The sequence below is a fragment of the Polaribacter tangerinus genome (genome assembly GCF_038024095.1).
Lineage (GTDB): Bacteria > Bacteroidota > Bacteroidia > Flavobacteriales > Flavobacteriaceae > Polaribacter > Polaribacter tangerinus.
This window is the reverse complement of the sequence record NZ_CP150668.1, coordinates 2664536-2679804: the sequence shown is the minus strand read 5'-3', so window position 1 is coordinate 2679804 and position 15269 is coordinate 2664536. Positions and strand designations below refer to the sequence as shown.

13 protein-coding genes are annotated in these 15269 nt (G+C 30.9%); 10 read left to right on the top strand and 3 right to left on the bottom strand.

Going from position 1 to position 15269, the window contains the following annotated elements:
• Nucleotides 1-36 precede the first annotated feature (36 nt).
• The 10 genes from rplS (at nucleotide 37) to WHD54_RS11700 (ending at nucleotide 12645) form a co-directional block, all read left to right on the top strand.
• Nucleotides 37-387, top strand: coding sequence for a 50S ribosomal protein L19 (gene rplS / locus WHD54_RS11745; protein ID WP_088324888.1), 351 nt, complete (start codon nucleotides 37-39; stop codon nucleotides 385-387).
• 279 nt (nucleotides 388-666) lie between these two features.
• The gene (locus tag WHD54_RS11740) at nucleotides 667-2892 is read left to right on the top strand and encodes an NADP-dependent isocitrate dehydrogenase (protein ID WP_088324889.1); all 2226 of its coding nucleotides are present in this window, start codon (nucleotides 667-669) and stop codon (nucleotides 2890-2892) included.
• A gap of 83 nt (nucleotides 2893-2975) precedes the next feature.
• On the top strand, nucleotides 2976-4223 hold the full coding sequence (locus tag WHD54_RS11735; RefSeq protein WP_088324890.1) for an efflux RND transporter periplasmic adaptor subunit: 1248 nt from the start codon (nucleotides 2976-2978) through the stop codon (nucleotides 4221-4223).
• A gap of 8 nt (nucleotides 4224-4231) precedes the next feature.
• Entirely contained in the window at nucleotides 4232-5605 is a 1374-nt protein-coding gene (locus WHD54_RS11730) for an ABC transporter permease (protein ID WP_088324891.1), read from the top strand.
• A gap of 6 nt (nucleotides 5606-5611) precedes the next feature.
• Nucleotides 5612-7072 carry a TolC family protein gene (locus WHD54_RS11725; RefSeq protein ID WP_088324892.1) on the top strand — a complete coding sequence of 487 codons (1461 nt, stop codon included), beginning with the start codon at nucleotides 5612-5614 and terminating at the stop codon, nucleotides 7070-7072.
• Between the two features lie 84 nt (nucleotides 7073-7156).
• Nucleotides 7157-9535, top strand: a complete 2379-nt coding sequence (locus WHD54_RS11720) for a TonB-dependent receptor (protein WP_088324893.1) — start codon at nucleotides 7157-7159, stop codon at nucleotides 9533-9535.
• A 32-nt stretch (nucleotides 9536-9567) separates the two neighbouring features.
• Nucleotides 9568-10404 (top strand): DUF4249 family protein, encoded by an 837-nt coding sequence (locus WHD54_RS11715; RefSeq protein WP_088324894.1) that lies wholly within the window; start codon nucleotides 9568-9570, stop codon nucleotides 10402-10404.
• 190 nt (nucleotides 10405-10594) lie between these two features.
• Nucleotides 10595-11407: an N-acetylmuramic acid 6-phosphate etherase gene (gene murQ / locus WHD54_RS11710; protein WP_088324895.1), complete on the top strand. Its 813-nt coding sequence runs from the start codon at nucleotides 10595-10597 to the stop codon at nucleotides 11405-11407.
• On the top strand, nucleotides 11404-11646 hold the full coding sequence (locus WHD54_RS11705; protein WP_088324896.1) for a DUF6095 family protein: 243 nt from the start codon (nucleotides 11404-11406) through the stop codon (nucleotides 11644-11646). Before murQ ends, WHD54_RS11705 begins: the two co-directional genes overlap by 4 nt.
• Entirely contained in the window at nucleotides 11647-12645 is a 999-nt protein-coding gene (locus WHD54_RS11700; RefSeq protein WP_088324897.1) for a DUF6695 family protein, read from the top strand.
• A 53-nt stretch (nucleotides 12646-12698) separates the two neighbouring features.
• Here the strand turns inward: WHD54_RS11700 and ettA are convergent, their stop codons facing one another.
• From ettA to WHD54_RS11685, 3 genes are all read right to left on the bottom strand, one after another.
• Complete coding sequence (gene ettA, locus WHD54_RS11695) at nucleotides 12699-14390, bottom strand: energy-dependent translational throttle protein EttA (RefSeq protein WP_088324898.1); 1692 nt, start codon at nucleotides 14388-14390, stop codon at nucleotides 12699-12701.
• Nucleotides 14391-14437: 47 nt separating this feature from the next.
• The gene (locus WHD54_RS11690; protein ID WP_088324899.1) at nucleotides 14438-14620 is read right to left on the bottom strand and encodes a CAL67264 family membrane protein; all 183 of its coding nucleotides are present in this window, start codon (nucleotides 14618-14620) and stop codon (nucleotides 14438-14440) included.
• A gap of 94 nt (nucleotides 14621-14714) precedes the next feature.
• Nucleotides 14715-15269: a hypothetical protein gene (locus WHD54_RS11685; RefSeq protein ID WP_088324900.1), complete on the bottom strand. Its 555-nt coding sequence runs from the start codon at nucleotides 15267-15269 to the stop codon at nucleotides 14715-14717.

Here is a 15269-nt window from a genome sequence, read left to right as displayed (position 1 = left end):
GAATGTTGCTTTACAAAAACAATTAAATAAAAAGATATGGAATCTTTAGTAAAATTTGTACAAGACGAATTTGTAACAAAAAAAGAATTTGCAGAATTTGCTGCAGGAGACACTATTACTGTGTTTTATGAAATTAGAGAAGGTGAAAAAGTACGTACTCAGTTTTTTAGAGGAGTTGTAATTCAAAGAAGAGGCTCAGGAGCTTCAGAAACTTTTACAATCAGAAAAATGTCTGGTACAGTAGGTGTAGAAAGAATTTTTCCTGTAAACTTACCTTCAATCCAGAAAATTGAAGTAAATAAAAGAGGAAAAGTTAGAAGAGCTAGAATCTTTTACTTTAGAGGTCTTACTGGTAAAAAAGCTAGAATTACTGAAAAAAGAAGATAGTCTTTTAATCATAAACTATAAAAAGCGTTGTATTCATTTACAACGCTTTTTTTGTTTACTAAAGTAACGTACAACAAAAATTACGCTGTAAAATTAATTATTCTTTAATAAAATTTACAATAAAAGCAGCATATTATCAATAATGAAAAAAAACTAATTAATTTATAGGAATTTAGCAACAGTAAAATGACATTTAATTCTTAAATTTGCTGACTTTCGCAAAGTGAATTTCATTCAGAAAGTCTTAATAGCAGTACAATTACACAAAATAATATTCAAATGAGTAAAATAGCTAAAATAGTATATACTAAAACAGACGAAGCGCCGGCATTGGCAACACGGTCTTTTTTACCAATTGTAAAAGCTTTCACAAAAACATCAAATATAGCAATAGAAGTTAAAGATATTTCTTTAGCTGCCAGAATTTTAGCAAACTTCTCTAGCTATTTAAATGAAAATCAGCAAGTAGAAAATGCCCTAGAAATTCTTGGAAATTTGGCAAAACAACCAGAAGCTAACATTATAAAATTGCCAAATATAAGTGCTTCTGTTCCTCAACTTAAAGAAGCAATTTCAGAATTACAAGAAAAAGGTTTTAAGCTCCCAAATTATCCTGATGAAGTTAAAACAGAGGAAGATAAAAAGGTACTTGATCTTTATAACAAAGTAAAAGGATCTGCTGTAAACCCTGTTTTAAGAGAGGGTAACTCCGACAGAAGAGCTCCGAAAGCTATTAAAAATTACGCTAGAAAAAATCCTCATTCTATGGGAGTTTGGTCTGCAAACTCAAAAACACATGTTGCTACAATGAGTAACGGAGACTTCGCACACAACGAAAAATCTATAACTACACAAAATGCAACTTCTGTAAGTATTGTTCATATTTCGAAAAATGGAGAAAAAACAATTTTAAAAGAAAATTTAAACTTGTTAGCAGGTGAAATTATTGATGCAACTGTTATGAATAAAAAAGCTTTAATTAGCTTTTTGGAAGAACAGTATGAAGATGCTTTAGACAACAATACCTTGTTTTCGTTACACATGAAAGCAACTATGATGAAAGTTAGTGACCCAATTATTTTTGGTCATGCGGTACGAGTATTTTTTAGCGATTTATTTAAAAAACACGGTAAAACTTTTCAGAAAATTGGGGTAGATGTAAATAATGGCCTTGGAAATCTTTTGAATAAATTAAACGAATTACCAAAAGAAAAAAGAGATGAAATTAGAAAAGATATTAGATACGCATTAGATCATGGGCCAGAACTAGCTATGGTAAACTCAGATAAAGGGATTACCAACTTGCATGTACCATCGGATGTAATTATTGATGCTTCTATGCCTGCAATGATTAGAACATCTGGTAAAATGTGGAATGCAGACGGAAAATTACAAGATACCAAAGCAATTATACCTGATAGTTCATATGCTGGTATATACGAAGCAACTATAAACTTTTGTAAAAAACATGGTGCTTTTGACCCAACAACAATGGGAACTGTTCCGAATGTTGGTTTAATGGCTCAAAAAGCAGAAGAATATGGCTCGCATGATAAAACTTTTGAAATTAAAACTGCTGGTAAAGTAGTTGTATTGAATACCGATGGTAAAAAATTAATTTCTCATGATGTAGAAGAAGGGGATATTTGGAGAATGTGCCAAACTAAAGATTTGCCAATTCAAGATTGGGTAAAATTGGCAGTTACCAGAGCAAAAGCATCCAATACACCTGCAGTTTTTTGGTTAGACAAAAATAGAGCACATGATGCAGAAATTATTAAAAAAGTAAAAACATACTTACCAAATCATGACACTACAGGTTTAGATATCCGAATTTTATCACCTATAAAAGCTACACAATTTACCTTAGAAAGAATTGTAAAAGGTTTAGATACCATATCGGTTTCCGGAAACGTATTGAGAGATTACTTAACAGATCTTTTTCCTATTCTAGAAGTAGGAACTTCTGCCAAAATGCTTTCTATCGTTCCTTTAATGAATGGTGGTGGATTGTTTGAAACTGGTGCTGGTGGCTCTGCTCCTAAACATGTACAACAATTTTTAGAAGAAAACCATTTACGTTGGGATTCTCTCGGTGAATTTTTAGCCTTAGCCGTTTCTTTAGAACATTTAGGTACAAGTAATAATAATGAAAAGGCACTAATTTTAGCTGAAGCTTTAGATGATGCTACCGATACCTTTTTAGACAATGACAAGTCTCCTTCTAGAAAAGTTGGCGAATTAGATAACAGAGGTAGTCATTTTTATTTAGCTTTATATTGGGCAGAAAACTTAGCCAAACAAAATAAAGATGAGGCGTTAAAAGCTACATTTACAAAAGTTGCAAAAGCCTTAAAAGAAAACGAAACTAAGATTGTTGCAGAGTTAAATGAAATTCAAGGTACAACTACAAATATTGGAGGTTACTACCTACCAACAGAAGAGTTAGCCAATAAGGCGATGAGACCAAATACTACATTGAATAACATTTTAGCAACTATTTAAAAGCTAATCTTTTGTAAACATTAACATTAAGAGTGCGTTATCGCACTCTTTTTTTTTTAGATTTGGTTTTTAAATCAACTAAAATGAATAAAAGAAAAATTGTTTTCATTTCTATAGCATTTGTAGCTATTATTTATACTATTTATAGCTACTTCTCTCCTTCTAATGATGGCAAAATTTATTTGACTACAAAAGTTACTAAAGGGAATTTTATAAATGAAGTAGTAACTTCTGGAGAAGCACAATCTACAAGTTTAAAAAAAATTAATGGACCAGAAAATCTGAGAAAATTTAGACTTAGAGAAATTAAAATTCAAGATTTAGTTCCAGAAGGAACTATTGTAAAAAAAGGAGATTATGTTGGTCGGTTAGATCCATCAGATGTGAACGAACAAATTATAGATGCTCGACTAAATTTAGAAGGAGCTGAAGCTAAATACACGCAGCAACAACTAGATACCACACTTTCTCTAAAGCAAGAAAGAAATGCTCTTAAAGATTTAAGTTTTAATATGGAAGAAACTAAGTTAGAGCTAAAACAATCTACCTATGAACCGCCTGCCACTATTAAAAAATTAGAAAATAATTTAGAAAAATTAGTACGAGATTTTAATGAAAAGAAAGAAAATTATAAAATAAAAAAAAGACAAGCCAATGCTAAAATGGTTGAAGTAGGTACAAGGGTTTCTAAAATTAGAAAAGAACTAGAAAATTTACTAGACCTATTAAAGTCTTTTACAATTTATTCTAATGGAAATGGAATGATTACATACATTAGAGAATGGAATGGAGCGAAGAAAAAAGTAGGATCTTCCATAAGTCCTTGGGACCCTTCTATAGCAAGTTTACCCGATTTAACCAAAATGGAATCTAAAACCTATGCGAATGAGGTAGATATCCGAAAAATAAAAAAAGGGCTGCCTGTTAAAGTGGGCTTTGATGCTTTCCCTGATGTTGAACTAAACGGAGTTGTTACCGATGTTGCTAATGTTGGAGAAAATAAAAGAGGCTCAGATATAAAAGTTTTTCAGGTACTGATTAAACTTACAGAATCGGATACGAATATAAGACCAGGAATGACAACGTCTAACAGAATTTTAACATTCGAAAAGAAAGATGTTTTAAGTATTCCTTTAGAGGCTGTTTTCTCTAAAGATTCCATTACCTATGTGTACACTAAAGCGGGCTTTTCTATCAATAAAAAAGAGGTTAAAATTGGCAATGCAAACAACGATGCTGTCATTATAGAAAAAGGCTTAACTGAAAATGATATTGTCTACTTAAATAAGCCCGAAGGTTTAGAAAAAGAAAAAATAATAACCTTAAATTGAGTCTTTTTATGTTTGATAAAATCTACATAGAAAAACTAAAATCTAATTTTAGTGAAGCCGTTCGGGTTATTACAACTAATAAGGTGAGAACACTGCTAACTTCTTTAGGAATTATTTTTGGTGTTGCTGCTGTAATAACAATGTTAGCCATTGGAAATGGTGCTGAAAAGGAAATTCTAGCTCAATTAGAACTTGTAGGGGTAAATAATATAGTAATTACTCCTATTCCCGATGAAAAAGATGATAACACAGAAGAGGAATCATCTGATAATGCAACAGAATCGAAACGTTTTTCTAAAGGATTAGATTTGTTAGATGTTGCTAGCATTAAAAAGAATGTACCTTCTATTAAAAGAGTAAGTCCAGAAATAATTTTAGAAACTTATGTGATCAAAAAAGGGAGACAAAGTCCAGTAAAACTGGTAGGGGTTTCTAGTGATTATTTTGAAACCTCAAACATTTATATAGAGAGTGGTAAAAATTTTTCATCAGCACAAAGTATCAATGCACTACCCGTTTGTATTATTGGAAAAAAAATAGAAAAAAAACTATTTACTGGAGAAAGTGCTATTGGTAAAAGAATTAAAGTAAAAGATGTTTGGCTACAAGTAATTGGGGTAATTGAAGAAAAATTTATTTCAGACAATGCACAAGAGAGCTTAGGTATAAGAGATATGAATACAGATATTTATATTCCTCTCCAAACTTTTTTAGTTCGCTATAAAGACAGAAAAATTATTAGTGATAAACCACTGAATACTGGAGGTGGTGGCATGATTATTATTAATGGTGGTGGCCAGCAAGGACCTAAAAAAAGAATTCCAAGAGGCAATTATCATCAAATAGACAAATTGGTTGTTCAGGTAAATAATTCGTCGGAACTAAATGCAACAGCAGATGTTTTAAGCAGAATGCTAAAAAGAAGACATAACGAGCTAGTCGATTTTGAAATTTCTATACCAATTCAACTTTTAAAGCAACAACAAAAAACAAAGCAAATTTTTAACATCGTTCTTAGTATTATTGCAGGAATTTCTTTATTAATCGGGGGTATTGGAATAATGAATATTATGCTAGCCTCTGTTTTAGAAAGAACTAAAGAAATTGGTATTATTAGAGCCATTGGTGCAACCAAAGAAGATGTAATTCTTCAGTTTTTAACAGAATCTGTTTTGGTAAGTATTGGTGGAGGAATTATAGGTATTATCTTAGGAATATTTTCTTCGTATGTTTTAGAAATATCAACAGGAATAGAAACTATATTATCGCTAAGTTCAATTTTATTATCCTTTTTTGTAGCTACTTTAATTGGGTTAATATTTGGCATCGCACCTGCAAAATCTGCTGCAAGTAAGAGTCCGATTGAAGCTATTAGACACTAATAAATTATGAAAAAAATTAGTATTATTTTGTGCGCTCTTCTTAGTAGTGTCACATTTTGTCAAGAGCAAAAATTTATCACTTTAGAGGAAGCAATTACCATTGCTCAAGAAAAATCTCCAGATTATAAAACGTTACTGAATCAAAATCAAGCAAGTTACTGGCGATTTAGAAACTATAAAGCTAGTTTTTTACCACAATTAAGATTAGATGCAACGCTACCCTCTTATTCTAACTCTATTAACAGACTTACAAATGATAGTGGTGAAGATATTTTTGTGCAAACCAATCAATCTCGGTTAGAAGGTGTAGTATCATTAAATCAAAATATTGCCTTTACTGGTGGTACCCTTTCATTTAGTTCTCAAGTAGAAAGAGTAGATTTATTTGCCAATGATGCAACACGTTTTGCTGTAGTTCCATTTTCTATAAATTATCGTCAAAACTCATTATTCTACAATGAATTTAAATGGGATAAAAAAATTGAACCTTTAATTTATGAAGAGGCAAAAAGAGATTTTATCGAAAGAATGGAACAAATTTCTTTAAATACTTCAAGGCGTTATTTTGCTCTTTTAAAAGACCAAATGCAAACCAAAATTGCAAGATCTAACTTATCTAATCAAGATACGTTATTTAAAATTGCAAAAGGAAGATTTAAAATGGGAAAAATTGCAGAAAACGATTTATTGCAAATAGAATTATCTGTTTTAAACTCTATTAATAATGTTACCACAAACGAAATATCTCTTAAACGAAGTTCACAAAATTTAGCTAGATATCTAGCTTTAGAAACAGAAAATATTCGATTAGATGTCCCAAAAGAATTAACCACTTTTACTGTTACTGTAGAAAAAGCGTTAGAAGAAGCTAATTCTAACAGAAAAGCAGTTATAGAATTTCGAAGAAAGCGTTTAGAGGCCGAAAGAGAAGTTGCAGAGGTTAAGGGAAACAACAGGCTTCAAGTTCGATTGAATGCTAATTTCGGAGTATCACAACAAGGTGCGGTATTTAATGATTTGTTTCAGGACTATAATCAGCAACAAAGGGTTACATTATCTGTTGGCATCCCTTTATTAGATTGGGGTGTTTCTAAATCTAGAAGAAAATTAGTGGAGGCCAACAAAGATTTGGTAAACACCAATGTAGAACAAGATGAACAAGAATTTGAACAAGAAATTTATTTACATGTATTAAATTGGCAAAATCAACGAAACTTTTTAAAAACTGCTAAAAAGGCTCAAGAAATAGCTACAAAACGTTATGAAATTACTAAAAAACGGTTTATTTTAGGAAAAATTACTATTACCGATTTAAATATAGCTCTGCAAGAAAAAGACAACTCTGTATTAAGATATTTAAATTCATTAGAAAAGTTTTGGATAGATTATTATACCCTACGAAGACTTACTTTATACGACTTCATTAAAAATAAAAAAATAGAAGTAAAAGATATAGTGTATAATTAAATCAATTTAGTCCTTTTTTTAACGTTTCCTTACCAAATATCATTTGTACTTTTGTTGAAATTATTAAAACAATAATTAAACAAGATGCCAAACTTTAAGACTCTTTTATTCCTAGTACTTTTCACCTCTTTTTCTTTATTTAGCCAAGAAAAAGTAACGTTAAGTGGAACTGTTTACGATAACTCTAATAACGAAACATTAATTGGTGTTTCCATTTATTTTCCAGAATTAAATACCGGAACCACCACAAATCAATATGGCTTTTACTCAATAACAGTTCCCAAAGGAAAGTATAATATACAAATAAGTTACTTGGGATATTCACCAATAATAACATCTATTTCACTTACAGAAAAAACAACAAAAAACTTTAAACTAACCGAAGCTTCTGAAAACTTAGAAGAAATAGTAATAGAAAGTAGTATCGAAAAAATAAATATTAGAACTCCCCAAATGAGTGTTAATAAACTTTCTGCTAAAACTATTAAACAAATTCCTGTAGTGCTAGGTGAAGCAGATATTATAAAGTCTATTATTCTTTTACCAGGGGTTACCTCTGCTGGTGAAGGCGCATCTGGATTTAATGTTCGTGGTGGTGCTGCAGATCAAAATTTAATATTGCTAGATGAAGCAATTGTTTTTAATTCTTCTCATGTGTTTGGATTTTTCTCGGTGTTTAACCCTGATGTTATTAAAGATGTAAATCTTTTTAAAGGAGGAATTCCTGCTAAATATGGCGGTAGATTATCGTCTGTTTTAGACATATATCAAAAAGAAGGAAACAATAAAAAGTTTAAAGCAACAGGAGGTATCGGTCTTGTTTCTAGTAGGTTGTTAATAGAAGGACCATTAGAAAAAGAAAAAAGTTCATTTTTAATTGGTGGTAGATCTTCGTATGCACATTTATTTTTGCCTCTTTTTAATAATGATAATACTGCTTACTTTTACGATTTAAACACCAAAGTTAATTACCGTTTTAACAAAAAAAACAACCTCTATTTCTCTGCTTATTTTGGTGAAGATGTTTTTGGTATTAATGAAAGTTTTATAAATAATTACGGAAATGTGGTGGCAAACCTAAGGTGGAACCACCTTTTTTCTGATAAATTATTTTCTAACCTATCTCTTATATATTCCGATTATTTTTATGGACTTACTCTCGACTTTGTGGGTTTTGAATGGGATTCTGGTATTACAAACTATAATATTAAATACGATTTTAACCACTATCTGAAAGATAATTTTAAGTTAAGTTACGGTGTAAACAATATTTATACACAGTTTAACCCAGGTGTAATTATTCCAAATAGAGACGATTCTGGAATACTACCAGAAACACTTACTAAAAAATATGCGAATGAATTTGCAGCCTATTTAGAAGCTGACCATAAAATATCTGATAAATTAACCTTAAAATACGGACTTAGATATAGCAATTTTATCCGTTTGGGACAAGATGAATTAAATACTTATCAAAATAATGAAGCAGTAATTTATAACCAAGATTTTCAAAAATATGAATCTGCTACTCCAACAGGAGTCGTAAACTATAATAGAAGCGATGTACTTGCTAGTTTTTATAATTTCGAACCAAGAGCTTCTTTCTCTTACCTATTAAACGAAACATCATCAATTAAAGGTAGCTATAATAGAATGGCTCAGTATTTACACTTATTATCTAACACAGCATCACCTACTCCATTAGATATTTGGACGCCAAGTGGTACTTTTATCAAACCTCAACTGTTAGATCAATATGCCGTAGGTTACTTTAAAACTATAAATGATGGAGACTATTCATTAGAAACAGAAGCTTTTTATAAAGACATTCAAAATAGAATAGATTATATAAACGGCGCAAATCTTGTTGCCAATAATGAAATTGAAACCGTTATTTTAAATGGTAAAGCAAGAGCCTACGGACTGGAAGTATTATTTAAAAAAGAGACCGGTAATTTTAGAGGGTGGCTAGCATATACCCTATCTAAATCGGAACAGTTAACTGAAGGAAGAAATGCCAATGAACCAGGTATAAATAATGGCGAATGGTATAATACTCCTTTCGATAAAACACACGATTTATCTCTGAATACTAGCTACGAATTAAATAAAAAATGGACATTTAATGCCAACTTTTTATTACAAACTGGTCAGCCTACAAACTATCCTGTAGGTCAGTATGAATTTCAGGGCTTAAATGTACCTATTTATGATGATAATAGAAGAAATGCAGATAGATTACCTGCATATCATAGATTGGACATCTCTGCGACTTTAACTCCTACAAAAAATAAAAATAGAAAATGGCAAGGAGAGTGGGTTTTTGGGTTTTATAACTTATATAACAGAAGAAATGCTGCTTCTATAAACTTTACTCAAAACAGAGAAACTTTTAGAAATGAAGCTATAAAAACTTCTATTTTTGGACTGGTTCCTTCAGTAACATATAATTTTAATTTTTAACATTCTGTAATTAAGATTTAATACCTACTCTTATGAAAAACATAAAAATATTTAATTTATTAATTGCTGCACTTTTTTTCTTTACAAGCTGTGAAGAAGTGGTACAAATAGAGCTACCTTCAGGAAAACCAAAAATAATTATTGACGCTAATTTTGAAGTTTACTTTGATCAATTTCCTGTTACCGCCAATACTGTGGTAAAACTTAGAAGCTCTACAGATTACTTTGAAGATGAAATTCCGGTAATTAGTAATGCAATTGTAACCCTAAGAAACACAAATAACAACACTATAATTCCTTTTTTTGATGCAAACTTAGATGGAAATTATACGCCAACTATAAATTTTATTCCGCAAGATAATATCGAATATGAATTAACTGTAGTTTACGATAATGAAACATATAAAGGTACTGCTACAAAAATAAAATCGCCTACATTTACAAATGTAGTTCAAGGAGATAGAACTCTTTTTTCTGGTGAAGAAACAGAGGTAAAAGTTACTTTTAAAGATGATGGAAGTGAAGAAAATTTTTACCTATTTAACTTTTCTAACAATATTTACAATACTCTAGAGGATCGTTTTTTTAATGGCTCTGAATATAACTTTTCTGCCTTTTATCAAGAAGATGAAATAGAATTACCTACTACAGTAACTATTAAAATGTCTGGAATTTCTAAAGATTTTTACACTTATTTTAGAGTTTTATCTAGTCAAAGTGGGCAAAGTGGCGGTGGTCCGTTTCAAACCATACCTGCATCATTATTAGGAAATATGGTAAATAGTACAAACTTTAAAAACTTTCCTTTAGGATATTTCCATATTTCAGAAACAGATGTAATAGAAGTAGATTTAGTAGCGAATAAATAATTATTAAAACAGTAAAAAATACAAATTAATAATAGATAGTTCTTACCAATAAAATAATGTTAATTCTCCTAATACCGTAATTATAAACTAAATTAATAGGTGTTTTTACTTATTATATGTTAGAATTTTTGTAAAAAATCTATACACTTTTATTAAAAATTAGAATGGGAAAAATCAGTATTTTTGATGTATGGACTTTATAAAAACTACCGAACAAGATTCTAAATACAATCATCTAGAAAAGATGACTGTAAGAGAACTGCTAACCAATATAAATACAGAAGACAAAACCGTACCTTTTGCTATAGAAAAATCCCTTCCTCAAATTGAAGCACTAACAAATGCAATAGTTAGTAAATTACAAAATGGAGGAAGATTATTTTATATGGGAGCAGGAACTTCTGGTAGATTAGGCGTTGTAGATGCATCTGAATGCCCGCCTACCTTTGGAGTTTCGCCAAACCTAGTAACCGGTATAATAGCAGGGGGCGAAACTGCAATAAGAAATGCCGTAGAATTTGCAGAAGACTCAAAAACGCAAGGTTGGCTCGATTTAACAAAAAATCAAATTTCAACAAAAGATGTTGTTGTAGGTATTGCAGCTTCCGGAACTACTCCCTATGTTATTGCCGCCCTTAAAAAATGCAATGAACAACAAATAGTAACTGGTTGCATTACCTGTAATAAAAATAGCCCTTTGGCAAGTGTTTCGAAATACCCTGTAGAAGTTGTTGTTGGTGCAGAGTTTGTTACGGGTAGTTCTAGAATGAAAGCTGGCACAGCGCAAAAACTTGTATTAAATATGATTTCTACTACAACCATGATTCAACTTGGTAAAGTAAAAGGGAATAAAATGGTAGATATGCAATTATCTAATAAAAAATTATTGAAACGAGGTGAAGAAATGCTCATGAAAGAACTCTCTATAAATATAGAGGAAGCAAAGGAGTTGCTTCATAAATTTGGCAATGTTAGAAGTGCAATTTTAAATTACAAAAGATGAGTACGAATTATAAATTATTAGGAAAAGGACTCAGAAACTTAGGAATTTTAATTTTCCTTTTGGCAGCAACTCCACTATGTATAAACGTATCTTTTAAGGCGATGAAAGAATATAAAAACAGTTCAAACGAGTATATTTCTTATATTTTTGTAATTGTTTCCATAATTTTATTAATATTTACATTTTATTTCGCTTTTAAGACAATTCGTATGTTATTAAAAGCCATATTTAATGACTAAATGCAACAACATCCTAACGGAACTATAATTATACTCTCTTACCCTGATACAATTGTAAGACCTGCCTACTGGGAAAAAATTACTAAATTTTTACCTAAAATTGGTGTGGGAAGTAAACATGCTGTACAAGCGGGTCATGCAGCATTATTACTTTTAAAAAAAAATTGTTCTGAAATAAATTATTACGACTTCGGAAGATACATTACTAGTTATGGAAATGGTCGAGTTCGATGTAAAGAAACAGATCCTGAATTAGTGGTTCCTATTAAAGCATTATTTGAAAACAACAAACTTATAAATCTTAAAGAGATTTTACTTTGGCTAGAAAAACATCCTGAAAAAACCCACGGAGAAGGACGCCTGGTTGCTAGTGCTAATCATGAGGTTAACTTCGAAAAAGCCAACAATTATATTAACAGTCTAATTTGTAAAAAGGAAATTCCGTATGGTGCATTTATAAAAAATGCTAGTAACTGTGCCAGATTTGTAACCGATACTTTAATAGCATCAGTTATTGATAAAAAAACAATTAAACGTTTAAAAAAATCGACACTTATTACTCCCAGCCCGTTAGGAAATGTTTTAAAAGCTAGTAGCGATAATTTAATATTTTCGGTTTACTTACAAAAAACAGAAAAATATAAAAACAGATCATTAGCAAAAGAATATAAGTCAACATTTTTAAAAAAATTAGACATTACTCCAAACTTAATTGGAACAGAAAAACCAAATTTAAATCTTTTTAACCCTAAAAACGGAACGTGGTTAGGTGGTATTGGTAGTGGAGCTTGGTTTATGATTGAAGAAAAATTAGGGAAAAATATTTATAGAATTGCAAGATATAGTTTTAGTGGAATAAAAGACTTTGAAGGCTTATTTGAAACAACTGACACTAATTTTTGTATGCATAAAGAATATAGTTTTGTTCACCCAACTAGCTGTGTAGAGGCCATCATTTTACAAAGAAATCAACTGGTAAAACTTCACGTAATAAAATAAAGCCTCATTTTTTTTAAAATGAGGCTTTATTTAAAATTTAAAAAAAAATTAAATTAACGAATCAATTTTTTATACTTGATACGTTTCGGCATTAAATCGCCTCCTAAACGTTTCTTTTTATTCTCCTCATAATCAGAAAAAGATCCTTCAAAAAAATACACCTCACTATTGCCTTCAAAAGCTAAAATATGAGTACATACTCTGTCTAAAAACCATCTATCGTGACTAATAATTACGGCACAACCCGCAAAATTTTCTAAACCTTCTTCTAAAGCTCTCAGCGTATTTACATCCAAATCATTAGTTGGCTCATCCAATAAAAGTACGTTCCCTTCTTCCTTTAAAGTCATTGCTAAGTGCAATCTATTTCGCTCTCCACCGGAAAGTGTATTTACTTTTTTATTTTGCTCACTTCCAGAAAAATTAAAACGACTTAAATAGGCTCTAGAGTTTACTTGCTTACCTCCCATCATTACCAAGTCTTGGCCATCAGAAAAGTTTTCCCAAATTGTTTTATTAGGATCAATATTCGAATGTGTTTGATCTACATAAGCTATTTGTGCCGTTTCTCCTACTGTAAAACTACCTGCATCAGGATTTTCCTCTCCCATTATCATTTTAAAAATAGTAGTTTTTCCTGCACCGTTAGGGCCAATAATACCAACAATTCCTGCTTGAGGTAAATTAAATGCTAAATTATCATAAAGCAATTTATCTCCGTAAGCTTTCGACACACCAGAGGCTTCTATAACATTTGTTCCAAGTCTAGGACCATTCGGAATATAAATTTCTAATTTCTCATCTACTTGCTTCTGGTCTTGACTCATCAATTTATCGTAGTTCTTTAAACGTGCTTTCTGCTTTGTTTGCCTACCTTTTGCTCCTTGTCTTACCCACTCCAACTCTCTTTCTAATGTTTTTTGACGTTTAGAGGCAGTTTTACTTTCTTGGGCCATTCTGTTTGATTTTTGATCTAACCAAGAAGAGTAATTTCCTTTCCAAGGAATACCTTCACCTCTGTCGAGTTCTAAAATCCAACCAGCTACATTATCTAAAAAATATCTATCGTGAGTTACTGCTATTACAGTTCCTTTATATTGTGCTAAATGATGTTCTAACCAGTGAACCGATTCTGCATCTAAGTGGTTCGTTGGCTCATCTAATAATAAAATATCTGGCTCTTGTAGCAACAATCTACACAAAGCGACTCTTCTTTTTTCTCCCCCGGATAGAACACCAACTTTTTTATCAGATTCTGGAGTTCTAAGTGCATCCATCGCAATTTCTAACTTGGTATCTAATTCCCATGCATTGGCAGCGTCAATCTTATCTTGTAATTCTGCTTGCTGATTCATTAACTTTTCCATTTTATCAGCATCAGAATATACTTCTTCTAAACCAAACATGTCGTTAATTTTGTTGTACTCATCTAAAATAGCAACAGTTTCTGCAACTCCCTCTTTTACAACCTCTAACACTGTTTTTTCTGGATCTAATTGTGGCTCTTGCTCTAAGTAACCCACTTTATAACCTGGTGAAAAAGTAACATCGCCTTGAAAGTTTTTTTCTACACCTGCAATAATTTTTAATAAGGTCGATTTTCCAGATCCATTTAAACCTAGAATACCAATTTTTGCTCCATAAAAGAAACTTAAATAAATATCTTTTAAAACCTGTTTTCCAGTAGATTGGTAGGTTTTAGATACTTTATTCATCGAAAAAATCACTTTTCTATCGTCGCTCATTGTATTTTTATTTTATCAATTTATAATTCATTAAAAGTAAGATGCGTTTACACCCTTCCTTTTAAAGCGTTAAACACCCATGCTATGGCAAAGAAACCTATTCCAACAGATGCAAATCCCCAGCCAGCAACTTCATTGTATCTAAAAGCACCCAAGGCAATTAAGCCTAAACCAACCAAAATCATTATAAATGTTGCCCAAGCTAGCACTGTATTTTTATTCATTCCCATGTGTTTATATTTCTTTAATTATAGTGTTAAATATTATTTATTTTACTAATTATAGGCTTAAAAATATGATATGAAGTATCAAAAATAGAAATTCCTAAAACCTTCTTCCTCTCATACCCATTCCGCCTCTATTTCTTCTATTTATATTAGAAGGCGCAGCTGCTCTGTTATTATTTGGCCTTTCCGGAATTAATTTTCTTTTTTCTGCTCGCTGATATTTTAACCATTTTTTATGCTGCTTTCTAGATAAAAAAGTTTTTAAAGTATCATTCAGCACTTTTTCATATCCTGAAACGCTATCTCTTAACGGTAAAATTAATTCCTCTATTTTTTTTCGAACACGTTGGGCTAAATCTCTATCAGAAAAAAGTCGCTTACCTGCAGAGTTTACAATTAAGTCTAATTCTTGAAGTTTGGTAGAATTTAAAAAAGCAATCTTTTTTATCTTGTCATTATAATTTCTAAGCGCTTTAATGGTTTTGCTTTCTGTAGATTCGTTTTTTACTTTAATCTTTTCTGGTACTTCAGAAATGTTATAATAAAAAATATTGGCTGCATTTTTTGCATTGTACTTTGGCATTTCTGGAGCCTCCTGTGCATTAACTACAGATGTTAAAACGAATAAAATGGTTGCTATATAATTTTTCAT